The following is a 24,637-nucleotide window of genomic DNA, read 5'->3' as shown; positions in this document are numbered from 1 at the left end:
ACCGGGGACCCCGCCTCACGCCGGGGTCAGCGCCGGGCCCGCCGCACGGCGCGGACGTCGACCCAGCCGACGCGGTCGTCGGCGCGCTTCGACCGCACCGCGAGGTAGGTCATCTCGTCGCGGAAGTCGTAGCGTGTCCGGGGCTGGCAGCCCGCCGACCGCAGCGCGTCTCCTTTGCGCACGCGTTCCAGCACGTCGGAGTGCTTGCGGGCCTCCTCGCGGACGCTCGCGGGGTGCACCACCTCCCACCGGTTGCGGCAGCGGGGGTGGGCCGCCACGGGGGCGGCGGGGCGCGGCACGGCGGCGGCCACGATCTTGTCGGGGGACGGTGCCCGGACCGCGGCGGACGCCGCGGGCGGCGCGCTCGCCACGCCGCAGGCCAGCACGGCGGCGGCGAAGGAAAGGACGGCCCTGCGGCGGGCATGCTCGAATCTGTTCACGGGAGAAATCACCTTTCTGCGCATTCGGCGGGGAGCGGAGGAGCGAATCGCCTTCCACCGGCCCGGGTAAAGAAGGGCCCCCGAAGGGGTGCCGAGAGTGCGCGCTGCGGAAACTCAGCTGGTGTGCGCAGCAAGGTATAGCACGTGAACGTCCATCGAATTCACCAGCGCAAACCCAAGGGCGGGTATATTCAGCGCCGATCAACACCATTACCGGAATAGCACGAACATGCCACCGATTCCGGTTTCCCCGCCAGAAGGCGCCCCCGCACAAAGCGGCGGGGCGCGCCGGGTGTCCCGGCGCGCCCCCGCAGCGAGGTCGATCAGGTCAGCGCGCTGCCCTTCTTCCACTGCGCGTAGGGCATCTGCCAGTAGCTCCAGCCGTTGTCCCACTCGACCTGGCGGCTGGTTCCGGTCAGCTCGATGATGTCGCCGCGCTGCATGACGCCGTAGTACCAGACGGCGTTGGCGGGGCTGACGTTGAGGCAGCCGTGGCTGACGTTGGCCCGGCCCTGCGAGCCGACCGACCAGGGCGCGGAGTGGACGTACTCGCCGCTGTTGGAGAACCGCACCGCGTGGTCCACGACCTCCTTGTAGTAGCCGGGGTCGCCCTCCTTGCGGCCGGGCGAGATCATCGTGACCGGGTTGCCCTTCTCCATCAGCAGGTGGACGCCGCTGGTGGTGGTGTACTCCCTGGTCTGCCCGTTGCCCGCGCTGAACGGGATGGTGCGGAGCTTCTTGCCGTCGCGGGTGACGGTCATGTGGTGCTGGTTGATGTTCCCCTTGGTGATCTGGGCGGCGCCGATCTTGATGGTGTGCTGGGTGTCCCGCATGCCGTACATGTCGGGGGCGCCCTGCAGCCCGGCGATCCTGGCGGTGAACTGGACGTTCTGGTGCGCGGGCCAGTACGTCTTGGTCCGGTAGATGGCCAGCTGGGAGTCGATCCAGCGCCAGGCCCCCTCGACCGGCTTCTCGGCCTTGACCTCCAGGGCCTTCTCGACCAGCGCCTTGTTGGTGATCGGCGCGGTGAACCGCAGCATGATCGGCATGCCCACGCCGACGGTCTCACCCTTGATGCCGGGGGTGACGTCGGCGATGCCGAACGTCTTCTGTGGCTTCAGCGTGGTGAACTGGCTGGTCGCCGTGACGACCTTGCCGTCGTCGTTCTTGGCCTGGGCGGTCACCGTGTAGGTGGCGCCGGGGGTCAGCGTGCGGCCGGACTTCCAGGTCGTGTTGCCCGCCCCCATCTGGCCGGTGACGGCCACGCCGGTGCCCTGCACTTTGACGTCCTGGAGGGTGCCGTCGGCCACCTTGACCTCGATCGGCGCGTCCGGCTTGGTCTGGCCGGCGCCGTTGGCCGGCGTGATGGTGACGACCGCGTCCTTGGTCTCGCCGAGGGCGCCGGCGACGCCCGAACCGCTGCATCCCGCGGCGAGCACCGCCGCGGCCGCGGTCCCGGCGGCTACGCCCCAAACCCGAACATGCATGGCCACTGAGTCACCAACTTCTTGCGTTGCCTTGACGGCTGCGAACCCCTACGTCAGTAGTAGATTGTCCGAACCCCGAAAAAGTTTCCGCGAACCTGACCGAAAACTCGCCTACGTCTGGGATGCCCAGGGTAGTCGCGGCCATGCGTGCTCCGGTCAGGCGGCCCGGGCCGGCCCCTCCGCGGTGACGGCGCGGGCGAAGTCGCCGATCTCCCCGATCGCGGCGAGTCCCTCCCGGGCCAGGTCGGCGAAGATCTGGAAGACGTGCATCTGCCCGGCCCAGATCTGCAGCGTGCACGGTACGTTCGCGGCGCCCAGCCGCTCGGCCATCAGTTCGGCGTCCACCCGGAGCACCTCGATCCCGCCCGCCTGGATCAGCACCGGCGGCAGGCCGCCCAGGTCGGCGCGGACCGGTGCCAGCCGGGGGTCGGCGGGCTCCACCCCGGGGAAGACCGCGGCCACCATGCGGCCCAGCCGCCCGGCCGGGATGAACGGGTCGGTGGCGGCGCAGGGGTGCGCGAGCCTGGCCGCGCCGTCCAGGTCGAGGAAGGGCGACAGGCCGACGATCCCGGCGGGCCGGGGCAGCCCGGCGCGCAGCGCGTGCAGGGTCGCGACGAAGGCGAGGTAACCGCCCGCCGAGTCGCCGGCGACCACGACGTCGCCGGGCCGGTACCCCTGGTCGAGCAGGTGGCGGTAGGCGCGCACGCAGTCCTCGACGGTCTCCCCGATCGTCACCCGGGGCGGTTTGCGGTAGGCCACCGCCAGCGCGGGCATGCCTGCCGCCGTGGAGATCCGGGCGATCATCCGCCGGTGGGTGCGCAGCCCGCAGGCCACGAAGCCGCCGCCGTGGAAGTAGAGGATCACCCGGCGGGAGTCCGGGGCGACCCGCGGGCCGCGCACCCACTCCGCGGCGCAGCCCAGCCCGGTGACCCGGGTCCGGCGGGTGCCGCGGGGGGCGATCATGGGGAACGCGAGGGCGTCCACCGTCCAGGCCCAGCGCAGTGCCCACGGCCGCCAGGACAGCCGGGAGAACGCGGGCAGGAGCAGCAGCCGCGCCAGCCGGGCCGCGAGCCGGGCGCCCCGGCCGCAGCCGGGACGTTCCTCGATCCTGGGCGGGACGGGCACGGGGACCACCTCCGGGCCCGATCCTGCCACCCTAATAAGTGCTTGGGTACCCCGGGTGGCGCATAGAACCCCCGGCCCCGGGCAGGCGACGCTCACGAGGTCTTCGAACAGGAAGAGTGCGCCATGACCCAGGTCGACGAGATGAGGGAGCAGGCCCTACCGCTGGAGGAGGAGACCGACCTCGGGCCGCTGCTCGACCGGATCGGCGACGCCCGCTGCGTCCTGATCGGCGAGGCGAGCCACGGGAACCACGAGTACTACGCGTGGCGCGCCGCGCTCACCCGCCATCTGATCGCCGACCGCGGCTTCTCCTTCGTGGCCGTGGAGGGCGACTGGCCCGACTGCTGGGCCGTCCACCGCTCGGTGACCCTGGTGCCCACCGCCCCGACCGACCCCCGGCAGGCGCTCGACGGCTTCCGGCGCTGGCCCACCTGGATGTGGGCCAACCTGGAGACCACCCACTTCTGCCGCTGGCTGCGCGAGCACAACGCGGAGCTCCCCGCCGACCGCCGCGCCGGGTTCTACGGGCTCGACATCTACAGCCTGCAGGACTCGTTGCGCGCCATCACCGCCTACCTGGCCCGGCACCGTCCCGAGGCCGTCGACACCGCGCTGGACGCCTACCGCTGCTTCGAGCCGTACGGCGAGTGCCCGCAGACCTACGGCCGGCTCGTCCCGCCCGACTGCGCGGACGAGGTGCTGGAACTGCTGGCCCGGGTGCGCACCGCCAGTGCCGGCACCGACCCCGACCGGTTGAACGCCTGGCAGAACGCCGAGGTCGCCACGGAGGCCGAACGCTACTACCGCATCATGTTCGAGGGCGGGCCGCACTCGTGGAACCTCCGCGACACCCACATGGCCGACACGCTCGACCGGCTGCTGGACTTCCACAGGGCCGATGCCAAGGCCGTGGTGTGGGCCCACAACAGCCACATCGGCGACGCCCGCGCCACCGACCTGGCCGACACGGGGCTGATCAGCCTCGGCCAGCTTGCCCGGGAACGGCACGGCACCGGCGACGTGGTACTGGTCGGCTTCGCCGGCGGGCACGGCGAGGTGGTGGCCGCCCCCTCCTGGGGCGGCCGGGCAGAGATCATGAACGTGCCGGCACCGCCGGCCGGCTCGCTGGAGGCGCTGCTGACCGAGGCGCACCTGACGCAGGCCCTGTTCATCTGCTCCGACGCCCCCCGGGCCTCCTGGCTGAACGACCGGCTGGAACACCGCGCCATCGGGGTGGTCTACGACCCCGCGCACGACCGGCGCAACCAGGTGCCCACCCGGCTCGGCGAGCGCTACGACGCCCTGGGCTGGTTCCACCGCGTCTCGCCCATCCAGCCGCTGCACGCGGAGAGCGCCGCCCGCGGCGAACTGGAGACGATGCCCAGCGGGGTCTGACCTGCGTTACCCGCCCGCCGTGGCGGGCACGCGGACCGCAGGACGCCGTGGTCTTTCCGGAGGTGGGACGTGCCGACGTACCAGTACCGCTGTCCCGGGTGCGGGCCGTTCGAGCTGCCGCCCCCGATGGCCGGGGCCGGCGCCGGGCGGCGCTGCGCGGGGTGCGGCCGGCCGGCCCAGCGCGTGTACTGCGCGCCCGGGGGCGGCGCGCAACCTCGTCCTGAGGTCAGGGGGCCGCGAGTTCGGCCAGGTCCTCGGGGGTGAGCCGGACCCCGGCGGCGCCCATGTTCTCCTCCAGGTGGTCGAGCGCGCCCGTGCCGGGGATGGCGAGCGCGACCGGGGAGACGGCCAGCACCCAGGCCAGCGCGACCTGCACGGTGGTCGCGCCGTGCCGGGCCGCCACCGCGGCGAGCCGGGCCGGGTCGATCGGCCGGTCGCCGCCGCCGAGCGGGAAGAACGGGACGTACGCCGTCCCGTCCGCCTCGCACGCGGCGAGCAGTTCGGCGTCGGCCCGGTGCTGGAGGTGGAAGTGGTTCTGCACGGCGGCGACCGGGGCGACCTCGCGGGCCTCCGCGTACTGCTTCGCGTCGACGTTGCTGACCCCGAGGTGGCGGATCAGCCCCTCCTCCCGGAGGGCCGCCAGCGCCGCGAACCGCTCGGCGATCGGCTCCCCGCCGGGCGGGGCCAGGGCACCCACCCGCAGGTACACCAGGTCCAGCCGGTCCAGGCCGAGCCGGCGCAGGTCCTCCTCGACCAGGCCGCGCAGCTCGCCGGGGGTCGCCTGGCGGCTGGGGAAGCCGTGCTCGTCGGGGAGCGGGCCGACCTTGGTGGCGATCACCAGGCCGTCGGGGTAGGGGGACAGCGCCGCGCGGATCAGCTCGTGGGAGCGGGCGTCGCCGCGCCCGTAGAAACCCGCCGTGTCGATGTGGTCCACGCCGAGTTCCACGGCGCGCCGCAACACCGCGACACCGGTCTCCGGCGGCCGGGTGGGGCCGGAGTAGTCGTTGCCGGCCAGGCGCATCGCGCCGAAGCCGAGCCGGTGGATCCGCAGGTCGCCACCGAGGAGGAAGTCGTTCGTCATGGGGTCCAGGCTGCCGTCCGGCGGGGCGGGCGGGCCAGCCGGTGGCAGCAAGCTGCCACTCCGGCCGCTGTGGCACACTGCCCGCATGGACGTCATCACCGTCCGCGGGGAGGCCGAGCTGGCTGCCCGCAGCGCCCCCCTGTTCGCGGACATCCGCACCGAGTTCGTCTGCGCCGCCACCGACCTGAACACCTGGTCCCAGCCCGGCAGCCGCCGGGTCGTCGCCGAGCACATGCGCCCGTCGCTGGCCGCCGGCATCGTGGTCCGCAAGCTGTACACCACGGGCGCGCTGACCGACTGCGAGCAGCGGAACCACCTGCTGGAGATCATGGCCATGGGCGCCCAGGTGCGGGTCAGCCCGGCGGCCTTCCCGCACGAGACGATCATCGCTGACCGGCGGGCCATGGTCCTGGCCGGCGCCCCGGTACGCGGTGACCGCGAGTTCACCGTCACCACCTCCCCCACCCTGATCGCGGGGGTGTACGCGCTGCTCGAGGCCGCCTGGGACGCCGCCACCGACCTGCGCGACCACCTGCGCCGGGACGTTCCCGCGATCGGCCCGGAGGGGCGGGCCGTGCTCGACGCGCTCGGCGCCGGGCTCACCGACGAGGTCGCGGCCCGCCGGCTCGGCCTGTCCCTGCGCACCTACCGCCGCCGCGTCGCCGAGCTGCTGCGGCTGCTGGACGCCGACTCCCGGTTCCAGGCGGGCCTGCACGCCGCCCGGCACGGCCTGGCCCGCTGAGCGAATCCGCGGTTGAACTGCCGGGACGGCCACGACACGTGTATAAATCAGCCGGATCGGTCGGCATATCGGGGCCCGGGCCGATCGCATCGTGCGCGGAGGTTTCCATGGGTACTTGGGGCGCTTTCCTCGCCTGCCGGACCCCGGCCGACCCCCGGTCGGTCTGGCCGGAGGCCGAGATCTGGGGCGAGCCGGTGGGCGGCTGGGCGCTGGTGGTGACCGGGCTGGAGGAACGTTCGGGGCTGGCCGAGGCACTGGCCGCCCTGCCCGGGCCGGCACTGGCCGCCGAGATCTACGACAGCGACTACGCGTACGTGGCGGGGGCGGTGGACGGGAACGTCCGGTGGGAGGTCCTGCTCGACGAGGCGACGGCCGCCGAGGACGGTGTGGCGGTGCCCGAGACCCCCGCGGCCGACGACCCCGCCCTGCACGAGCGGATCGCGGAGTGGGCCGCCGGGTACGGCACCGCGGTCGCCCGCGCCGAGCTGCGCCGGGTGCTGGCGGCCGAGCACGTGTTCGTCGACGACACCCTGCACGAGCTGGCGCGGGTGCTGGGCATCCTCGACCCCGCCGCCGCTCCGCCGCAGGGCGGCGACAAGGTGGGCCCGGAGATCGAGATCCGCTTCCCGGCCGACGTCTGGGTCGAGCGCCAGGACGCCGTCGCCGAACCGCTGGACGCCCTGGCCGGCGAGCTGGACGCGGAGGTCTACGAGCATCCGGCGGAGCCCGACGGGCAGACCCTCGCCCTGCTCACCACCGGCCCCCTCGTCCCGGACGAGGTGCTGCGCCGGGTCGCCGCCCACCTGCGCGACCTGGGCCTGCCGCCGACCGTGCGGATCCGGCCCGACGACGCCGCTCCCTGGCGGAGCATCGCCGACTGCTGACCTCGGCGCATGAGCCCCCGGTCGCCGGGTACCGGCGGTCTGGGGGTGAGCTGCGATGAGCGTCACACTCGACCTCGCGGACGCCGCGGTGCAGGGGGACCTGGAGGTCCCGGACGGGGCGACCGGCGTCGTGCTCTTCGCCCACGGCAGCGGGAGTTCCCGGCACAGCCCGCGGAACCGCTCCGTCGCGGCGGGCCTGCGCCGGGCCGGGCTGGGCACGCTGCTGCTGGACCTGCTGACGCCCGAGGAGGGGGAACTCGACGCCGCCACGGGGACGCTGCGGTTCGACATCGACCTGCTGACCCGGCGGCTGGTCGGGGCGGTGGACTGGCTGGCCTGCGCGGCGCGACCGCCGATCGGGCTGTTCGGGGCGAGCACCGGCGCCGCGGCCGCGCTGGCCGCCTCCGCCCGGCGGCCCGGCCTGGTGCGCGCGGTCGTCTCGCGGGGCGGCCGGCCCGACCTGGCGTGGCATGAGCTGGAGCTGGTGCGGGCGCCGGTCCTGCTGATCGTCGGCGGGAACGACGCGCAAGTGCTGGAGCTGAACGAGATGGCCGGGCGGCGGCTGGCCGTCCCGCACCGGATGGAGGTCGTGCCGGGCGCCACCCACCTGTTCGAGGAGCCCGGCGCCCTGGAGCGGGTGACCGAACTCGCCGCCGGCTGGTTCCGCGAACACCTTCTTTTCGAGGGTTGATCGCGATTTTGGCTTCCGTTTGGTGACGAACACGGAGGGTAGTACCGCGGACCTGGGGGACTACGAAGGAGGCGAGGTGTTCTTCACACCCGCCGATGAAGGATTTCAGCGGCGGCACACCCGGCTTTCCGGCGGGCTGCTCGGCGTGGGCACCACGGTCTTCGTCGAGGAGATCCTGCTGACCAGGGTGCTGCACTGGGAGCGCGCGTACGACATGGTCGACGCGCGGGCGATCTCCGGTGGGCTCTTCCACGTGGTCGGCCTGCTGGTGGCCGTCGTGGGGCTGTTCCTGCTGGTGGACCTGCGGCGGCAGCAGGCGCTGCTGGTGAGGATGTGGTGGGCCTCCTGGTTCATCGGGACCGGCGGGTTCCAGCTGTGGTGCATCATCCTGCGGTATGGCCCGCTGGACATGTACCGGCGGTTGCCGTACGCCGACGTCGTCGCCTTCGCCGCCGCGGCGTTCCTGGCGATCGGCCTCGCCCTGGCCGCCTCCTCGTACCGGCGGCGGTCGGAGCGGCAGCGACCGGACCAGCCCGCCGAACCGGCGCCGAAACCGCCGGAGCGCGTGCCCTAGGCGGTTCCGGGAGCGGGCCCGCCGTCACGCACCGTGACGTCCCGCGGTCGGCTGTTCAAGGTTAATAGTCAATGATATGACTACTCCTAAAGTTGAATAGGAGGAGCCCATGAACACTGCCGACCGCTTCCGCATCGCCGTGGAGGAGCGCGACCTGGCGGCCATCGACCGGTTGTTCGCCGAGGACGTGCGGTTCTTCAGCCCGGTGAAGTTCACCCCGTTCGAGGGCCTGCCGATGGTCCGGGGGCTGTTCCGGGTGCTGCTGCGCACCTTCGAGGACTTCCGGTACGTCGGCGAACTGCGGGGCGAGGTCGAACTGACCGAACAGGGGCCGGCCGAGTCGCACGTCCTGGTCTTCCGGGCGACCGTGAACGGGCGGGCCATCCACGGCATCGACCTGATCCAGGTCGACGACCAGGGGCTGATCAAGGAGTTCACCGTGATGGTGCGTCCCCGCTCCGCCGTCGACGCCCTCAGCGAGGCGGTCTACGCCGGGCTGGTCGCCGACGGTCTCGTGCCCGCTCCCTGACCGGAACCGGACTTCGGCCGCCTCATGCGGCCATTTCGGTTCAAGAAGGGTCTCCTTCTGCGACGATCCCGGGCGGAGCGCCACCGGCCTCCGCTCCGAGACGATCTACGAGGGACCCAGCGCGATGAACCCCTACCAGGACCCGAACCACCCCCCGCCGCCCGGGTCGTACCCGCTCCCGCCCCCTGACGTCCAGCGGCGGCACGCCGGCTGCGCGGTCGCGGTCGCGGTCGTCCTGTTCGTCCTCATCACCGGTGCCGTGGTCATCGTGGCGGCCCTGCTCTTCCTCCGCTCCGACCCCGACGAACCCGCCGCGACGGGGCCGCCGGCCGCGGTGTCCACACCGCCCTCGGCGTCCGCGCCGTCCTCGGTGGCCCTCGCCGGGCGCTGGGAGGGCAACTACGAGTGCAACCAGGGCACGACCGGGATGCGGCTGACCCTCACCGACCCGAGGCCGGACGGCACGCTGACGGCGACCTTCGACTTCTTCTCCGTCCCGGGCAACCGGTCGGTCCCCACGGGGTCCTTCGTGATGCTGGGCACCTACCGGGAGGGGGCCCTCTCGCTCCGGGGCGACCGCTGGATCAACCGGCCGGACGGCTACCTCATGATCAACCTCAACGCGCAGATCCGGGAGGACCGCCCCACCAACATCTCGGGAACGGTGGACGGCACGGGCTGCCACACCTTCAGCGTCAACCGCGTCTCCGGCTGACCCGCGCCGCCGGGACCCGGCCGGCCGGGTCCCGATCAGGGGGCGCGGCGTACCGGTCCGATCCCCGCACCCAGCGGGAAGCATGTCCTGACCTGCGGAGTTGTACCGAATCCGGGCTCCGATCCCGGAGCAGCCACGCCGAGAGGGACATTGCCATGACCGATACAGAACTCGCGGGGCGCGTCGCCCTCGTGACCGGCGCGACCAGCGGCATCGGCGCGGCCACGGCGGCGGCCCTGGCGAAACGGGGCTCCCACGTCCTGGTCTGCGGCCGGAACCGGGCCCGTGGCGACGCGGTGGTCGACGGGATCCGGGCGGACGGCGGCAAGGCCGACTTCGTCCCGGCCGACCTGCGGGACGCCGACTCGGCCCGGACGCTGGCCCGCCGGGCGACCGAACTCGGCGGCGGCCGGGTCGACATCCTGGTCAACAACGCGGGGATCTTCCCGCTCGCGCCGACCGAGCAGGTCACCGAGGAGGACGCCGACGCCGTCTACGCCCTCAACGTGAAGGTCCCGCTGTTCCTGGTCGGCGAGCTGGCGCCGGCGATGGCCGAGCGCGGCGCGGGCGCGATCGTCAACGTGAGCACCATGGTGGCCTCGTTCGGCGTCCCCGACACGGCGCTGTACGCCTCCAGCAAGGCCGCGCTGAACCAGCTCACCAGGACGTGGGCCGCCGAGTACGGCCCGCGCGGGGTCCGGGTCAACGCCGTCGCCCTCGGCCCCACCCGGACCGAGGGGACCGAGATCCTGGGCGAGGGCCCGGACCAGCTCGCGGCGGCCGCCCCGGTCGGGCGGCAGGCCTCGCCGGAGGAGATCGCGAACGCCATCACCTACCTCGCGAGCGACGCCGCCAGCTACGTGTACGGCGCCGTACTCCCCGTCGACGGCGGCCGCACCGCCGTCTGAGGACGAGCGGCCGCTCCCGCGGAGCGCCACGATGCTCCGCGGGGGCACGCCGCCGCCCTGGCATCGCTCTCGCCGGCTATCGGCACCAGAACTCCAGGAAAGTAGATATTTCACATATTTTGACGGTGTGTCGAGTCCGCCGTTTCCATTAAAAGGCAGATTGTCCCACCCCGCCGCCGGCCTATCAGATCGAGCCGACGAGCGAACGGATGCCAGGTGAATAATCAGATCCAAATACCTGGTAGAAGCCATGGGGGCGGGCCGGAGACAGCGCGATGTGAGCGCTTCTCGAATTCGATGAAATCCGATTCCCCATTCCTTGAATACGACCCCCTCGCGCACGGGCGAGCACGTACAGTGACAGCAGAGGAACCGAATGGTGAACCTCAGAGCAAAACACCCTTTCCGCGAGTTCCGCCCACCCGGGCGGGTGTGCGGCGACCCCGCCTCCCGCCGGACCGGCCCGAGAGACATCCGAGCCTTCGGCGGTGAACGTTCCCCCGTCCCCCGACACCCGTCCGGAACCCTCCATGCCCGCCTTCCCCGCCGAGCGGCACGAGCCGAGGCCGCTGTTCTGCTCCGACCCCCGTGATCCCGACCACGACACCGCCCGGCTGCGGTTGGCCGCCCTGCCCACCGCGGTCGGCTGCGGGCGCAGGTTCGTCACCGCCCAGCTCAGCACCTGGCGGCTCGACCGCCTGACCGCCGACTGCGCCCTGGTGGCCAGCGAACTGCTCACCAACGCCGTCACCGCCACCGGCACCAAGACCACCCCCGCCACCTACGCCGAACTGCACGACCGCACCCCGGGCACCGTCGTCATCCAGCTCCGCCGCACCGGGAACAAGCTGGTCTGCGAGGTCTGGGACGGCAGCGACCGGCCCCCCGTCCCGGCCGACCCCGGCCGCTACGATGAGGGCGGTCGCGGGCTCCTTCTCGTCGCCGCCCTGGCCCACGACTGGGCCAGCTACCCCAGCCCCGCCGGCGGCAAGGTCGTCCTCGCCTGGTGGGGGCTCCACCAGCCGCCCGCCGGCACGCTCCCGGCCGCCCGGACCGCCGACCTGCTCACGCCCACCGAGGTCACCCGGGCCTTCCGCGTCGACCCCGAGATCGTCTCCCGCTGGGCCGTCGAAGGGAGGCTCACCCACATCCGCACACTCACCGGGCGCCGCCGCTACCGCCGGGCGGAGATCGAACGACTCCTCCACGCCGAGGTCAGTGGGCGCCGCCCAGGTTGAGCACGACGACGCCCGTGATGATCAGGACGATGCCGATCACCTTGGCGGCGTTGACGGGCTCGTTCAGGAACGTCACCCCGATGGCGACGATCGCCGCCGTCCCCAACCCGGACCACAGCGCGTACGCCACCCCGACCTGGACGTCCTTCACCGCCTGGGCCAGCCAGACGAACGCCAGCGCGTACGCGCCCAGGCACGCCGCCGTGGGCACGAGGCGGCTGAACCCCTCGGTGCTCTTCAGCAGGCTCGTCCCGACGACCTCGCAGGCGATCGCCAGCACCAGGAACACGTAACCCAACGCCCGCTCCTCGTCTCCCGTACCGGGCACGCCGGCCGGGGTCCCGGCGGGGCGAGCCGCTCGCGCCGGACCCTACCGGGTCCTACCAGCCGAGTTCGTCGCAGCCCTGGTGGGTGGCGGGTTCCACCTGGAGGGTGGCGTGGGCGACGCCGTGCCGCTCGCGGAGCAGGTGGCCGGCGCGGTCGAGGACGGCGTGCGAGTCGGCGTCGTCCTCGGTCACCAGGTGGGCGGTGGCCACGTGCATGCCCGAGGTGAGCGTCCACAGGTGCAGGTCGTGGACGTCCTTGACGCCCTCGACCGCGGCCAGGTCGGCCGAGACCACGTCGAGGTCCATGCCCTCGGGGACGTGCTGCCCGAGCACGGCGAAGACCTGGCGGCCCAGCGCGAGGGCGCGCACCGCCACGAACGCGCCGATGCCCAGCGCGACCACGGTGTCCCAGAGGGGCTGCCCGGTCGCCGCGACCAGCCCGCCCGCCACGATGACCCCGACCGAGCCGGCGGTGTCGGCCACCACCTCCAGGTAGGCGCCCCTGACGTTCAGGCTCTCCGCGGCCCCCGAGCGGAGCAGCAGCAGGGCGACGGCGTTGACGGCCAGGCCCAGGACGCCCACCGCGAGCATCGGCCCGGCGGCGACCTCGGGCGCCCCGCCGATCCGGCCGATCGCCTCGGCGACCACGTACACCGAGACGCCGAGCATCAGAAGCACCGCCAGCAGCGAGGCGAAGACCTCCGCGCGGTAGGAGCCGTAGGTGCGGCGGCCGGTGGTGTCGGGACGGGCCGCGATCCGGGTCGCCACCAGCGCCGCGCCCAGCGCCACCACGTCGGCGGCCATGTGCCCGGCGTCCGACAGCAGCGCCAGCGAGTCCGCCAGCAGCGCGTACACCAGCTCGACCACGAAGAACGAGCCGATCAGCCCGAACGAGACGGCCAGCCGCCACCGGTGGCGGGCGCCCGCGTGCCCGTGGCCGTGCCCGTGCCCCGCCCCCATCACAGCTCCCGTTCGGGGTGCACGGCTTCGGTGTGCTCGATGTGCGCGACGGCCACGTCCAGCAGCATCCGCACGTGGGCGTCGTCGAGCCGGTAGTAGGCCATCCGCCCGGCCCGGCGGACGGACACCACCCGGTGCGCCCGCAGCAGGCGCAGCGCGTGGGAGGCCGCCGACTCGCTCAGCCCGCTCACCGCGGCCAGGTCGCACACGCACAGTTCCCCGTCGAGCAGCGCCATCAGCATCCGCAGCCGCTTGGGGTCCGACAGCAGGCCGAAGACGTCGGCGGTGTCGACCACGTCGCGGTCGGCCGGCATCCGCTCGCACACCGAGGCGACCCGGGCCGCGTCCACCACCCGGACGGCGCAGCCGTCGATGTCCACGGCCGGAACATCTGAAGAGCTGTTCACATATCCACTCAACCGCCCGCGACGCCCCGCCGTCAACCCCCGGCGCACCGCCGCACGGCTCACCCTTCCCGCCCTGACCCTGCTGACCTGCCGGGGTGTGGAGGAGACGCGCGCGGGCCCTGGCCGCCGGGCATCCCGCTCCGGGCGAGGGCGACGGAACCGGACGGCCGGCTCGTGGCACCCGGTGCGGAAGGATGTCGGCGATGGACGACGAACCTGTGCGGCTGCTGGGCGACGCGGCGCTGGAGCGGTCGGCGGTGGTGGCCAACCGTGCGATGAACCGGGAGCGCCGGCTGGCCGGTTACGGCCGGGAGCTGGGCATCGACGTTCTCGGCGAGATCCGGGAGCGGCTGGCGCGACGCGACCGGGTGTGCTGGGTGGACCTGTGCTGCGGCGAGGGGCGGGCGCTGACCGAGGTGGCGCTCCGGCTGGCGGACGAGGGGCTGGACGCCCGTGCCGACCTGGTCGGCGTCGACCTGGTCGGCCACTTCGCGCCCGCACCGCCGGCGGTGCGGCTGGTGACCGCCTCGGTGACGGCCTGGGAGCCCGGGCGCCCGGTGGATCTGGTGACGTGCGTGCACGGCCTGCACTACGTGGGCGACAAGCTCGGGGCGCTGGCCCGGATCGCGTCCTGGCTGGCGCCGGACGGTCTGGCGGTCGCCAGCTTCGACCCCGGGTCCGTCCGCCTCGCCGGTGGCGCGCCGGCCGGGCGGCGGCTCACCGCCGCGCTCCGGGCGGCCGGGCTGGAGTACGTCTCCCGGCGGCGCCGGGTGGTGTGCCGGGGACGGCGGGACCTCGACCCGCCCTACCGCTACCTGGGCGCCGACGACCGGGCCGGGCCCAACTACACCGGCCAGCCCGCGGTGGACTCCTACTACGAACCGCGCCGGTGAACCGCCGTTTCACGGTAAAACCCGTGGCGGCCGTACTACGTATGACCTAGGTTCGACCTGGAATTCCACCCGGAGGAAGGGGAGGCCGATGCGGCTGCGCCGGCAAGTGCTGATCTTCGATGCCGATGACACGCTCTGGGAGAACAACATCCTGTTCGAGCGGGTCATCGACGACTACCTCGACTGGCTGGCGCACCCCACCCTGGGGAAGGTCGAGTTGCGGACGATCCTCGACGACATCGAGCGCGCCAACGCGGTCGTCCACGGGTACGGGTCCAAGGTGCTGCTGCGCAGCCTGGGCGAGTGCTTCGAGCGGCTGTACGAGCGGCCGGTCGACGAGCGGGAACGCCGCGAGATCGAGGCCCTGGCCGTGGCGATCGCCGAGCACCGGGTGGAGCCGATGCCCGGGGTCGCCGACACGCTCGCCGACCTCGGCTCCCGGCACGACCTGCTACTGCTCACCAAGGGCGACCCGGAGGAGCAGCAGCGCAAGCTGGACGCCTCACAGCTCGCCCCGCACTTCGGGCACGTCCACATCGTGCGCGAGAAGGACACCGACACCTACCTGCGGCTCACCGCCCAGCACACCCTGACGCCGGCCGAGACCTGGATGATCGGCAACTCCCCCAAGTCCGACATCCTCCCCGCCCGCCGAGCCGGGATGAACGCGGTGTTCATCCCCTACGAGCACACCTGGGTCCTGGAACACGACGAACTCGACCCGACCGACGACCGCGTCCTCCACCTGACCGCCTTCCCCGACCTGCTCCACCACTTCTGACCGCCCACCGACTCGGGTACCACCCGGATGGCGAGGTACGGGTCGCCGGGCGATGCCCGTCAGCCGGTGTGGGGATGCTTCACCGGCATGACCGCCAGCAGGTCCTGGAGTCCCTCGAAGTCGCCGGGATTGGTGGTGAACAGCGGGAGACGGTGGGCGATGGCGACACTCGCGATCATGAGATCGGGTACGCGGCCACGCGGTTTGCGGCCGGTCGCCAGAACCGCCGCCGAGACCCGCCCGAAGGCCCGGGCGGCCTCGGCGTCGAAGGGCAGGGGGTCGAACTCGGCCTCGGTGCGTTGCAGCACGTCGAGACGGCGGGCGCGCTCCCGAGGATCGTCGGTGTGGTGGGGGCCCGCCGAGAGCTCGGCCAGGGTGATGGCGCTGATGGACACGATGTCGGGGAGTTCGGCGTGGTCGATCTCCCGCCGGAGGATCAGGATGTTGGTGTCCAGCAGCCCGTGCGTCTCACCGCGCATAGGGATCTGACAGCTCGGTGTCGGTGATCGAGTCCAGGTCGGCGCGGAACCGGTCGGCGTCGATGACCGGTGCGTTCGCGGACATGGCCGCAAACTGCTCGCGCGTCACCGTCCGGCGGCGGCGCAGCGGGATCAGTTCCCCGATCGGGGTTCCGTTGCGGGTGACGATGAAGGCCTCGCCGTGCTCGACGGCGTCCATGATCTCCCCGGATCTCCCCCGGAGGTCCCGCTGAGTGATCTCATCCGGTGCGGTCATCCACCCATCGTACTCCCCGGTGCCACCCGGTGCCACCCGGTGCTACCGAGTGGCACCAGTGACTCGAAGGCGTTACGGAGACGGGCGGGCCGCCCATCCCATGGAATGTCAGGTGTGTTCTGAATGTGACTTAAAGGTGGAAAAGTTCCCGGCATGAATGCGTTGGAGATCAATGCTGTCTCCAAGCGGTTCGGAGACGTGGTCGCCCTGCGGGAGATGACGTTCGAGGTCCGCGCCGGAGAGATATTCGGGTTCGTCGGGAGCAACGGGGCCGGCAAGACCACGACCATGCGGATCGTGCTCGGCGTGCTGGCCGCCGACTCCGGCGAGGTCCGCTGGCGGGGCGAGCCGCTCGGGCTGGAGAGCAGGCGCCGGATCGGTTACATGCCGGAGGAGCGCGGGCTCTACCCGCGGATGAAGGTCGGCGAACAGCTGGTCTACCTGGCCCGGCTGCACGGGCTGTCGGCGGCCGACGCCCGGCGGTCGATGGAGGCGTGGACGGAGCGGCTCGGCGTCGCGGGCCGCCGCGGCGACGACGTGCAGAAGCTCAGCCTGGGCAACCAGCAGCGCGTCCAGCTCGCCGCCGCGCTGGTCCACGACCCCGAGGTCCTGGTGCTCGACGAGCCGTTCTCCGGGCTGGACCCGGTGGCCGTGGACGTGATGAGCGACGTACTGCGGGAGAAGGCCGGCGAGGGCGTCCCGGTGGTGTTCTCCAGCCACCAGCTCGACCTGGTCGAGCGGCAGTGCGACCGGGTGGGCATCGTGAGCGCCGGCCGGATGGTCGCCGCCGGCACCGTGGACGAGCTGCGCACGGGCGGAACGGTCCAGCTCCTGGTGGACGCCCCCGAGGCGCCCGACGGCTGGGCGGACGGGTTGCCGGGCATCCAGGTGGTGGGCCGGGAGGGCACGGTCACCGTCCTGGAAACCGAACCCGGCGCCGACGACCAGGCCGTGCTGCGGGCGGCGCTGGCCACCGGGCCGGTCCGCGAGTTCGTCCGCCGCCGCCCCTCCCTCACCGAGCTGTTCCGGCACGTGGTGGCCGACGACCAGAAGGAAGACACGCGATGAGCGCGCTGAGCGCACGGCAGGCCGTCCTCCTGGTCACCCGCCGCGAGATCGAGACCCGCATCCTGTCGAAGATGTTCCTGATCTTCACCGGGCTGATGCTGGTCACCGTCATCGGCGGCTCCGTCATCTTCACCCTGATCGGCGGCAGCTCGGCCGTCACCGTCGGCGTCACCGACCCCGCGCTGGCCCGGCCGCTGGCCGCCGCCGCGGACGCCCTCGGCGAGGACGTCGAGACGCGCACCGTGCCCGCCGCCACCGGCGAAAAGCAGGTCCTGGACGGCGAGCTGGACGTGTTCGTCACCGGCACGGCCACGGCGCCCAAGGCCGTGGTGAAGCGGCAACTGGACCCCGCGCTGCAGGCCGCGCTCGCCTCGATCGCCCGGCAGACCGCGCTCGACGCCGAGATCGCCCGCACCGGGGGCGACCCGGCCGCGGCCAACCGGGCGGCGGCCGCCGCGAAGGTCGACGTCCAGCGGCTGGACCCGCAGGCCGAGGGGTTCGGGGAGCGGATCGGCCTCGGCATGTTCGCCGGGATCCTGGTGTACCTGATCCTGCTGGTCTACGGGCAGACGGTGGTCCAGGGCGTGGTGGAGGAGAAGTCCAGCCGGGTCGTCGAACTGCTGCTGACCTCGATCAGGCCGACGCAGCTGTTGTTCGGCAAGGTGCTGGGCATCGGGGTCGTCGGCACGGTGCAGATGCTCCTCGTGGTCGTCGCCGGGGTCGTCAGCGCGCAGGTCACCGGGCTCTTCTCCATCCCGGCCTCGGTCATCACCTGGGCCGGTTTCTGGGCGCTGGTGTGGTTCCTGCTGGGGTACGTGATGTACGCGCTGATGTTCGCGGCCCTGGGGTCGCTGGTGTCCCGGCAGGAGGACGCCAACGGGGTGGTCACCCCCGTGATGATGCTGATCATCGTGCCGTACGTGATCGGGGTCTCGGTGCTGCCGGCGGACCCCGACAGCGGGCTGGTGGAACTCCTGTCGCTGATCCCGTTCTTCTCCCCCACGCTGATGCCGATGCGCGCCGCGTTCGACGTCCCCGCCTGGCAGGTCGCGCTGACGCTCACGCTCACCGTGCTGCTGATCGCCCTGATGATCCAGCTGGCCGGCCGGATCTACCGCAACTCCGTCCTGCGCACCGGCACCCGCATCAGACTCGCCGACGCCTTCCGCGACGCCTGAGCCGACGCCTGAGCCGACGAGGGAGCGGAGTGGACCGCGAGGGACGAGCGACCCGCGCAGCGACCGAGGAGGCTCCGGCGTCCATGAGCAGGGCCTGAGCTCCCGGGTGGGGGTGGTGTGCTCCGCCCCCACCCGCCGGTCGTGTCCTGGCGCCCCGTCGCCGGGGGCCTGCGCAACCCGATCCCCTGAGCGTGCATGAGCCCGGATCTGGCGGGGAGCACCAGAACGGCTGAAGGATCGGGGGAGCCATGGCCGTAAAAGCGATGATCTTTGCGCCGGTGCCCGTGCTGACGGTCACCATCGAGGAGGAGGACGGCCGGCCGGACGTCCACCTGCACGCGGGCGGGCAGGGGGTCTGGCAGGCCCGGGTGCTGTCCGCGCTCCGGGTGCCCACGGTGCTGTGCGGCTGCTTCGGCGGGGAGACGGGGGCCGTGCTGCGGGAGCTGATCTCGTGTGAGGGGATCGACGCCCGCGCGGTGCACCGAACCGGGCGCAACAGCGCCTACGTGCACGACCGGCGCGGCGGCTCGCGCGCCACCGTCGCCCAGTCGCCCGGTGACCCGGTCACCCGGCACGAAATGGACCAGCTCTACAACGTGGCGCTGGCCGAGGGGCTGTCGGCCGACGTCTGCCTGCTGTCCGGCCCCGCCGAGCCGCACCTGGTGCGCACCGACGTCTACCGGCGGCTCAGCCACGACCTGCGCGCCAACGGCCGGCGGGTCGTCGTCGACCTGACCGGGAAGCCGCTGGGCTCGTGCCTGTGCGCCGGGGTGGACGTTCTCAAGATCAGTCACGAGGAGCTGATCGCGGACGGCCGGGCCGAGCGGGACGAGCCCGCCGAACTGGTCGCCGCCATGCGGCGGCTGCGTGAGGAGGGCGCCGACACGGTCGTGGTGTCGCGGGAGGGCCGGCCGGCCCTGGTGCTGATCGGCGACGAGGTGCACGCCGTGCCGCTGCCGGACCTGGAACCGGTCGAGCCGCGCGGCGCCGGGGACTCGATGACGGCCGGTATCAGCGCCGGGCTGGCCACCGGCCTCTGCATCGACGACGCCATCCGGCTCGGGGTGGCCGCGGGCGCCCTGAACGTGACCCGGCACGGCCTGGGCACCGTCGACCCGCGGGCCGCCCACCGGCTCGCCCAGCAGGTCGAGCTGCACCCGCTCGAGGGCGGGGAGCGGCAGAGCTGGTGCCTGTCGCCGCGCGAGCTCGCCGAGCGGACCCGGCCGTGACCGGGTGACGGAGGAGGCCCCTGATGCCTGAGAAGGACGGCGCCGGGCCGGGCCTGGAGGACGAATTCTGCCCGAGCCGGGAGAGGGCGCTGAAACAGCCGGTGAAGACGTTCCGCCGGGCGCTGGTGACCAACGACGACGGCATCAGCTCCGAGGGGCTGCACCGGCTGGCGATGCTGGCCCAGGAGGCCGGGTTGGAGGCCGTGGTCGCCGCGCCCCGGGAGGAGGCCAGCGGCAGCAGCGCCGGCCTGACCTCGGTGCAGCACGAGGGCCGGGTGATCGTGGACAAGCGGGACATTCCCGCGCTGGAGGGCGTTCCCGCCTACGCGGTGTCCGCCGCCCCCGCCTACATCGCCCTGGTGGGGATCAACGGCGCCTTCGGCGACCCGCCGGACATCGTGCTGTCGGGCGTCAACCACGGCGCCAACACCGGGAACGCCATCCTGCACTCGGGCACCGTGGGCGCGGCGCTGACCGCCCGCGCCAACGGGCTGCCCGCACTGGCCATCTCGCTCGACACGGGACCCAGCCTGTACTGGGACACCGCGGTGGCGGTGGCCGCCGAGATGCTGACGGCGATGCTGGCCTCGGGCGCGCTGGTGACCTGCAACGTCAACGCGCCGAACATCCCGCCCGAGAAGGTACGGGGCGTGCGGCGGGCCCCGCTGGCCGGCTTCGGTGCCGTGCAGACCACGATCTCCGAGACCGGCCACGGGTTCTTCCGCACCTCGGTCCAGGCGATCGACCCGTCCGAGGAGCCCGACAGCGACGCCGGGCTGCTCGCCCAGGGCTACGCCACCTACACCTTCCTGACCCCGGTCTGCGAGTCCACCGCCCCGCCCGGCTGGCCGCGCCCCTGAAGCGTGTTTCGAAGTGGGTCGAGTGCCGATGATCCTGGCTCGCTCGCGCAGGACCCGGCCGCCCGCCACAAGCGCCTGCGCCGGTGATCGTTGAGGATAGGTGGGGCCCCAGCCCCACCTATCCTCAACGATCACGCGAGCAAGGGGCCGGAGACGGGCGTCGGTGGTACCGCCAGAGGCTGTCGGCCTCACTTGGAGACACGCCTCAGCTCCCGGAGAGGACCGCGCGGTAGGGGGCGTGGGCCACCTCGACCTCGTCGAGAGCTTCGGATTCGACCCACAGGTCGTACCACTCGTTGTCGTCGGGCCGGAACGCGCGGTCGAACACGCGCACGGCCAGGGCGCGGAACTCGGCGTCGAGCTCCGGGCCCAGCCGCCCGGCGCACACCTCGGCCTCGTCCTCGTCGTCCAGCAGGGCGGGGTCGATCCGCCCGGCCACCACGGAGGCGGCCGCGAGGGCCTGGTTCATCTCCCAGGCGTCGACGGGACTGCCGGCGTCGAGCACCTTGAGCATCGTGGCCCGCAGCTCGGGCACCGTCTCGCCCGCCGGCCGGTCGGCCAGGTCCCCCACCAGGTCCAGCGCGCTGTCGTTGTCGAACGGCCCGTAGTCCCAGGTGCCCATGCCCGCCCTCCCGCCGCGTCCGGTCCCCGCACGGTACCGGCGGGCGCCGACAACCGCGCCTCTCACTCCACGGGATGCCGGGACTGGTAGGCCAGGCGGGCGTCGGCGCCGGCGGCGAGGTCGGCCAGGATGTCGTCCAGCGTCATGAACGCCGCCCACGGCTCCTGGCCGCCCACCGCCGCCAGCCGCTCGACCAGGAGCATCTCCAGAGCCTCGACGCGCTTGCCCTTCCACACCTTGTCGGCCAGGCTGACCAGCAGGTCCTCCACCGTGGCGCCCGGGGCGTCCCAGGCGGCGTGGTCGCGGGCGAACCGGGCGAGTTCCTCGGGGACGCCGCGCTCCAGCAGCAGCCGGTGGCCGGCGGGCTCGTGCTCGGCGCCCGGCCCGGACAGCTCCGCGGGGTGCAGCGCCTTGCCGATGTCGTGCGTCGCCGCCCCGAACAGCACCGCGGCCCGGTCGAACTCCAGGGCGGGCCAGGCGGCGGCCAGCCGGCCGGTCAGCCGGTGCGCCACGTCGTGGACCAGCCGCAGGTGCGCCACCAGCCGCGGCGGCGCCCCCACCGACGCCAGCAGTTCGGCCGCCCGGTCCGGCAGCGGTTCCACAGGCGCCCCCGGAACGGTCAGAGGCCGTCGGCGAGGTCGGCCCAGAAAGCGGTTTCGTAGGCGTGCAGCATACGGGCCGCGTGCAGGGCGTCGGCGGGGTCGTCGCCGGCGTCGAGGCCCGCCTGGACGACCGCGAGCGCCTGCTCCTCCAGGCCGGGCGGGGGCTCGGCGAAGAACCGGAAGAAGGCGACCGCCGGTTCCGGCAGGTCGTAGCGGTCGCGCAGCGCCACGGCGGCCCGGCCGCAGTACTCGCCCCACTCGGCCAGGTTGGCGGCCATGCCCAGCGCCACCTCGGCGCGGGTGCCCTGCCAGGCGAGCCGGGCCAGGTAGTTGGGGTACGCCTGGGCGGCCGGCCTGGGCCGGTACGCCCGCAGGTCCTGCTCGTCCCAGCCCAGCGCGGCGGCGAAGTCGGCCAGCAGGCCGAACGCGGCCGTCTCGCCCTGGGCCATCCCCAGGAACCAGTCGCCGGCGGGCGGCGCGGCGAACCGGGACGCCAGCAACGCGAAACCGCGCCGGTCGCTGTCGACGATCCGCCACTCCTCCCCGGCGAGCCGGTGCAGCCGCTCGCGGGGCGCCTCCCCCGCCTCCAGCAGTTCGAGGAACCGGTTCCCGGTCGCCTCGGCCGCGATCTCGGCCCGGGCCCGGGCCGCCAGGTCCACCGCAGAACGTCCGTCCATGCCGACCACCGGATCATCCCCGCCCGCGCCCGTCAACCGCCCAGGACGTCAGCCAGTGGGCGAGTCAGGCCCACCAGCAGAACCACCAGCCCACATCATCACTGTCAGGGGATGACCGTGACGGTCAGGCCGGGCAGCGCCGGGACCCGGTACTCGCCGGGCTCGGCCCGGACGGCGGCGGCCAGTTCCGCCACCGGCCCGGCGGGGAGGGTGATCTCCAGGGCCTCGCCGGTGCCGTCGTGGCCGAACTCCGGGCCGGGCAGGAAGACCACGGGCCGGCCGCTGCCGCCGCGCAGGATCAGCGGGGCGCCGTGCGGGATCCGGCCGGGCAGCACCCGGGTGAACTGCGGGACGTGCTCGGCGCCGAGCGTCAGCCGCACCTCGTCGCCGGCGGCCGAGTCGAGCCGGTGGAAGAACAGGAACCCGGTGCCCGATCCCTCCTGGCGGGCGCCGTCCGCCACCGCCGACACCACTTCGGGGGTCTCGGCCAGCGAGGTCCGGTCCAGGTCGGTGAGCAGCACCGGCAGCCGCGGCTGCAACGCGCCCAGCAGCCCGCGGACGTTCCACGACTGGGCGGCGTGCAACTCGTCGGTGGTGATGCCGACGAACTGCAGGAACGTCACCTTGCCGAGGGCGGTGTCCAGCTCGCCCAGCTCGGGGTCGAGCGCGAACCCGCCCGCGCGGATCTCGGACCCGGGCCGGGCGGGGTCGATCGGTTCCGGGTACTCGATGTAGTGGCCCTCGGCGAAGTCGTTGCCGCTGCGGGCGACATAGGAGGCCAGCGACTCCAGGTGGGGCATCGCCCAGCCGGGCAGCTCGGTGTCCTCCGGAGCCCGCGGCACCCGCAGGGTGAACTCGTACCCGCGCTGCTCGAACGGGGCGGTCATCGCGTACCCGATCAGGTGCCAGTGCGGGACGGGGTCCGTCCGCGGGTAGGCGACGATCAGGTTGGTGACGTACCGGCCGATCGGGGTGGGACCGGCCGGCCGGTACGGCACCGGGGGCGCCCACTCGAGGCGGTCGGCGTCCCCGTAGCGCTCCTTGAGCACCACGTCGATCGCTTCCCAGTTCTGGTAGACGAGCATGCGCGTCCCATCGTCGTCGATGTCGGGCGAATGCGGATACCGACGTTCCCGGAGCCGCCCCCCGATCCCTCATGTGACTCATGTCACATCGACGGTTCAGTCCTCGGCGCAGGCGGCGGCGCGGTCGAGGAGCAGGGTGCGTTCGCGCTCGTTGCGGGTCAGGGACGCGGCGCGCTCGAACTCCGCGCGCGCCTCGGCCGGGCGGCCGAGCCTGGCCAGCAGGTCACCGCGGACGCTCGGCAGCAGGTGGTAGCCGCGCAGCGCCGGCTCACCGGTCAGCTCGTCGACGATCGCCAGGCCGGCGGCCGGGCCGAGCGCCATCGACAGCGCGACCGCGCGGTTTAGCTCCACCACCGGGGACGGTTCGAGCAGCTCGTAGAGGGCGGCGATGCGCGTCCAGTCGGTCTCCTCCGGGGTGTGCGCCCGGGCGTGGCACGCGGCGATGGCGGCCTGCACCGTGTAGGGGCCGGGCGTCCCGCCGAGCTCCTCGGCGCGTTCCAGCGCCGCGAGGCCGCGCCGGATCAGCAGCCGGTCCCAGCGCGACCGGTCCTGGTCGAGCAGCAGGATCGGCTCGCCGTCCGGGCCGCTCCGGGCCGCCGACCGGGACGCCTGGATCTCCAGCAGCGCGATGAGGCCGTGCACCTCGGGCTCCCGGGGCATCAGCCCGGCCAGGACGCGGCCGAGCCGGAGCGCGTCCTCGCAGAGCGCGGGGCGCATCCAGTCGTCCCCGGCGGTCGCCGAGTAGCCCTCGTTGAAGATGAGGTAGACGACCTCCAGCACGGACGCCAGCCGCTCGACCAGCTCGGCCCCCTGCGGGACCTCGTAGGGGACCTTCCGGTCGGCGATGGTGCGCTTGGCCCGGACGATCCGCTGCGCGACGGTCGGCTCGGAGACCAGGAACGCCCGGGCGATCTCCTCGGTCTTCAGGCCGCCGAGCAGGCGGAGGGTGAGCGCGACCCGCGCCTCGGTGGACAGCACCGGGTGGCAGGCGGTGAACACCAGGCGCAGCAGGTCGTCCTCGATCTCGGTGTCGAAGTCCGGCTCGGGCGTCTCCTCGGTCTCCAGCCCGCGGCCGATCTCCTCGATCTTGCGGTCGAGGCGTTCCCGGCGGCGGATCAGGTCGATCGCACGGCGCTTGGCGACGGCCGTCAGCCACGCCCCCGGGTTGTCGGGGACACCGGACCCGGGCCACTGTTCGAGCGCGGCGACCAGCGCGTCCTGCGCCAGCTCCTCGGCGACGCCGACGTCGCCGCGCATCAGCCGGGCCAACCCCGCGATGAGCCGGGGCGACTCCAGCCGCCAGACCGCGTCGATCGAGCGATGAACGTCCATGTCGGCCACGGCCCTCATCAGAGCACCTCATATCCACGTGCCGCAACACACCCGGAACTGCGACCATCCCGGC

General features: G+C 73.1%; 29 protein-coding genes. 15 read left to right on the top strand and 14 right to left on the bottom strand.

What is annotated here, in order from left to right; translation table 11 throughout:
* Positions 1-26: 26 nt before the first annotated feature.
* The 3 genes from DPM19_RS09240 to DPM19_RS09230 all read right to left on the bottom strand — a co-directional run bounded on the left by DPM19_RS09240 (position 27) and on the right by DPM19_RS09230 (position 3,052).
* The gene (locus tag DPM19_RS09240) at positions 27-440 is read right to left on the bottom strand and encodes a hypothetical protein (protein ID WP_111864796.1); all 414 of its coding nucleotides are present in this window, start codon (positions 438-440) and stop codon (positions 27-29) included.
* A 323-nt stretch (positions 441-763) separates the two neighbouring features.
* On the bottom strand, positions 764-1,927 hold the full coding sequence (locus tag DPM19_RS09235; protein ID WP_111864793.1) for a L,D-transpeptidase: 1,164 nt from the start codon (positions 1,925-1,927) through the stop codon (positions 764-766).
* Between the two features lie 156 nt (positions 1,928-2,083).
* Positions 2,084-3,052: an alpha/beta hydrolase gene (locus DPM19_RS09230; protein WP_111865089.1), complete on the bottom strand. Its 969-nt coding sequence runs from the start codon at positions 3,050-3,052 to the stop codon at positions 2,084-2,086.
* 123 nt (positions 3,053-3,175) lie between these two features.
* Between DPM19_RS09230 and DPM19_RS09225 the strand changes: the two genes are divergently transcribed.
* Entirely contained in the window at positions 3,176-4,447 is a 1,272-nt protein-coding gene (locus DPM19_RS09225; protein WP_199484937.1) for an erythromycin esterase family protein, read from the top strand.
* Between the two features lie 226 nt (positions 4,448-4,673).
* Here DPM19_RS09225 and DPM19_RS09220 read toward each other — a convergent pair whose 3' ends face one another.
* The gene (locus tag DPM19_RS09220; protein WP_111864790.1) at positions 4,674-5,528 is read right to left on the bottom strand and encodes an oxidoreductase; all 855 of its coding nucleotides are present in this window, start codon (positions 5,526-5,528) and stop codon (positions 4,674-4,676) included.
* A gap of 85 nt (positions 5,529-5,613) precedes the next feature.
* On the opposite strand from DPM19_RS09220, the gene DPM19_RS09215 reads away from it, so the two are divergent.
* From DPM19_RS09215 to DPM19_RS37045, 8 genes are all read left to right on the top strand, one after another.
* Positions 5,614-6,270: a helix-turn-helix transcriptional regulator gene (locus DPM19_RS09215; protein ID WP_111865085.1), complete on the top strand. Its 657-nt coding sequence runs from the start codon at positions 5,614-5,616 to the stop codon at positions 6,268-6,270.
* A gap of 107 nt (positions 6,271-6,377) precedes the next feature.
* Positions 6,378-7,154: a hypothetical protein gene (locus DPM19_RS09210; RefSeq protein WP_111864788.1), complete on the top strand. Its 777-nt coding sequence runs from the start codon at positions 6,378-6,380 to the stop codon at positions 7,152-7,154.
* 55 nt (positions 7,155-7,209) lie between these two features.
* Positions 7,210-7,845: a dienelactone hydrolase family protein gene (locus DPM19_RS09205; RefSeq protein WP_111864785.1), complete on the top strand. Its 636-nt coding sequence runs from the start codon at positions 7,210-7,212 to the stop codon at positions 7,843-7,845.
* Positions 7,846-7,921: 76 nt separating this feature from the next.
* Positions 7,922-8,419, top strand: a complete 498-nt coding sequence (locus DPM19_RS09200) for a DUF2243 domain-containing protein (RefSeq protein WP_158566735.1) — start codon at positions 7,922-7,924, stop codon at positions 8,417-8,419.
* Between the two features lie 109 nt (positions 8,420-8,528).
* Positions 8,529-8,948: a nuclear transport factor 2 family protein gene (locus DPM19_RS09195; RefSeq protein WP_111864779.1), complete on the top strand. Its 420-nt coding sequence runs from the start codon at positions 8,529-8,531 to the stop codon at positions 8,946-8,948.
* 124 nt (positions 8,949-9,072) lie between these two features.
* The gene (locus tag DPM19_RS09190; protein ID WP_111864776.1) at positions 9,073-9,663 is read left to right on the top strand and encodes a hypothetical protein; all 591 of its coding nucleotides are present in this window, start codon (positions 9,073-9,075) and stop codon (positions 9,661-9,663) included.
* A 155-nt stretch (positions 9,664-9,818) separates the two neighbouring features.
* Positions 9,819-10,571: an SDR family NAD(P)-dependent oxidoreductase gene (locus DPM19_RS09185; RefSeq protein ID WP_111864773.1), complete on the top strand. Its 753-nt coding sequence runs from the start codon at positions 9,819-9,821 to the stop codon at positions 10,569-10,571.
* Between the two features lie 488 nt (positions 10,572-11,059).
* Positions 11,060-11,809 carry an ATP-binding protein gene (locus DPM19_RS37045; RefSeq protein WP_146778787.1) on the top strand — a complete coding sequence of 250 codons (750 nt, stop codon included), beginning with the start codon at positions 11,060-11,062 and terminating at the stop codon, positions 11,807-11,809.
* Here DPM19_RS37045 and DPM19_RS09175 read toward each other — a convergent pair.
* Genes DPM19_RS09175 through DPM19_RS09165 form a run of 3 tightly spaced genes read right to left on the bottom strand, consistent with a single transcriptional unit; the run spans position 11,787 to position 13,502 of the window.
* Entirely contained in the window at positions 11,787-12,137 is a 351-nt protein-coding gene (locus DPM19_RS09175; protein WP_325050203.1) for a DMT family transporter, read from the bottom strand. The genes DPM19_RS37045 and DPM19_RS09175 overlap by 23 nt on opposite strands.
* Positions 12,138-12,189: 52 nt before the next feature.
* Complete coding sequence (locus tag DPM19_RS09170) at positions 12,190-13,095, bottom strand: cation diffusion facilitator family transporter (RefSeq protein ID WP_111864766.1); 906 nt, start codon at positions 13,093-13,095, stop codon at positions 12,190-12,192.
* A complete protein-coding gene (locus tag DPM19_RS09165; RefSeq protein ID WP_233510004.1) occupies positions 13,095-13,502 on the bottom strand; it encodes an ArsR/SmtB family transcription factor in 408 nt (135 codons plus the stop codon). The genes DPM19_RS09170 and DPM19_RS09165 overlap by 1 nt, the downstream gene beginning before the upstream one ends.
* A gap of 203 nt (positions 13,503-13,705) precedes the next feature.
* Between DPM19_RS09165 and DPM19_RS09160 the strand changes: the two genes are divergently transcribed.
* A complete protein-coding gene (locus DPM19_RS09160) occupies positions 13,706-14,395 on the top strand; it encodes a class I SAM-dependent methyltransferase (protein WP_233510003.1) in 690 nt (229 codons plus the stop codon).
* A gap of 88 nt (positions 14,396-14,483) precedes the next feature.
* Complete coding sequence (locus tag DPM19_RS09155) at positions 14,484-15,176, top strand: HAD family hydrolase (RefSeq protein WP_111864760.1); 693 nt, start codon at positions 14,484-14,486, stop codon at positions 15,174-15,176.
* A 59-nt stretch (positions 15,177-15,235) separates the two neighbouring features.
* Here DPM19_RS09155 and DPM19_RS09150 read toward each other — a convergent pair whose 3' ends face one another.
* The gene (locus DPM19_RS09150; RefSeq protein ID WP_111864758.1) at positions 15,236-15,655 is read right to left on the bottom strand and encodes a type II toxin-antitoxin system VapC family toxin; all 420 of its coding nucleotides are present in this window, start codon (positions 15,653-15,655) and stop codon (positions 15,236-15,238) included.
* Complete coding sequence (locus DPM19_RS09145) at positions 15,645-15,911, bottom strand: type II toxin-antitoxin system Phd/YefM family antitoxin (RefSeq protein ID WP_111864755.1); 267 nt, start codon at positions 15,909-15,911, stop codon at positions 15,645-15,647. The genes DPM19_RS09150 and DPM19_RS09145 overlap by 11 nt, the downstream gene beginning before the upstream one ends.
* Before the next feature lie 153 nt (positions 15,912-16,064).
* Here DPM19_RS09145 and DPM19_RS09140 point away from each other — a divergent pair, with 153 nt between their 5' ends.
* From DPM19_RS09140 to surE, 4 genes are all read left to right on the top strand, one after another.
* The gene (locus DPM19_RS09140; protein ID WP_111864753.1) at positions 16,065-16,979 is read left to right on the top strand and encodes an ABC transporter ATP-binding protein; all 915 of its coding nucleotides are present in this window, start codon (positions 16,065-16,067) and stop codon (positions 16,977-16,979) included.
* Positions 16,976-18,157, top strand: a complete 1,182-nt coding sequence (locus DPM19_RS09135; protein WP_111864750.1) for an ABC transporter permease — start codon at positions 16,976-16,978, stop codon at positions 18,155-18,157. The genes DPM19_RS09140 and DPM19_RS09135 overlap by 4 nt, the downstream gene beginning before the upstream one ends.
* A gap of 248 nt (positions 18,158-18,405) precedes the next feature.
* Positions 18,406-19,386, top strand: a complete 981-nt coding sequence (locus DPM19_RS09130) for a 1-phosphofructokinase family hexose kinase (protein ID WP_199484936.1) — start codon at positions 18,406-18,408, stop codon at positions 19,384-19,386.
* A 23-nt stretch (positions 19,387-19,409) separates the two neighbouring features.
* Positions 19,410-20,246 (top strand): 5'/3'-nucleotidase SurE, encoded by an 837-nt coding sequence (gene surE, locus DPM19_RS09125; protein WP_111864745.1) that lies wholly within the window; start codon positions 19,410-19,412, stop codon positions 20,244-20,246.
* Positions 20,247-20,451: 205 nt separating this feature from the next.
* On the opposite strand, the gene DPM19_RS09120 is transcribed toward surE, so the two are convergent.
* From DPM19_RS09120 to DPM19_RS09100, 5 genes are all read right to left on the bottom strand, one after another.
* Positions 20,452-20,868: a DUF4259 domain-containing protein gene (locus DPM19_RS09120; protein WP_111864742.1), complete on the bottom strand. Its 417-nt coding sequence runs from the start codon at positions 20,866-20,868 to the stop codon at positions 20,452-20,454.
* A gap of 62 nt (positions 20,869-20,930) precedes the next feature.
* Positions 20,931-21,470, bottom strand: coding sequence for an HD domain-containing protein (locus DPM19_RS09115; RefSeq protein WP_199484935.1), 540 nt, complete (start codon positions 21,468-21,470; stop codon positions 20,931-20,933).
* Between the two features lie 17 nt (positions 21,471-21,487).
* Positions 21,488-22,147 carry a thiaminase II/PqqC family protein gene (locus DPM19_RS09110; RefSeq protein ID WP_146778786.1) on the bottom strand — a complete coding sequence of 220 codons (660 nt, stop codon included), beginning with the start codon at positions 22,145-22,147 and terminating at the stop codon, positions 21,488-21,490.
* A 104-nt stretch (positions 22,148-22,251) separates the two neighbouring features.
* Positions 22,252-23,232 (bottom strand): suppressor of fused domain protein, encoded by a 981-nt coding sequence (locus tag DPM19_RS09105; protein ID WP_111864736.1) that lies wholly within the window; start codon positions 23,230-23,232, stop codon positions 22,252-22,254.
* Between the two features lie 96 nt (positions 23,233-23,328).
* On the bottom strand, positions 23,329-24,582 hold the full coding sequence (locus tag DPM19_RS09100) for an RNA polymerase sigma factor (RefSeq protein WP_111864733.1): 1,254 nt from the start codon (positions 24,580-24,582) through the stop codon (positions 23,329-23,331).
* Positions 24,583-24,637 lie beyond the last annotated feature (55 nt).

This window comes from Actinomadura craniellae (genome assembly GCF_003289645.1).
Taxonomy (GTDB): Bacteria; Actinomycetota; Actinomycetes; order Streptosporangiales; family Streptosporangiaceae; genus Actinomadura_D; species Actinomadura_D craniellae.
The sequence above is the reverse complement of the archived record's forward strand: the minus strand, read 5'-3'. Positions and strand labels throughout refer to the sequence as shown.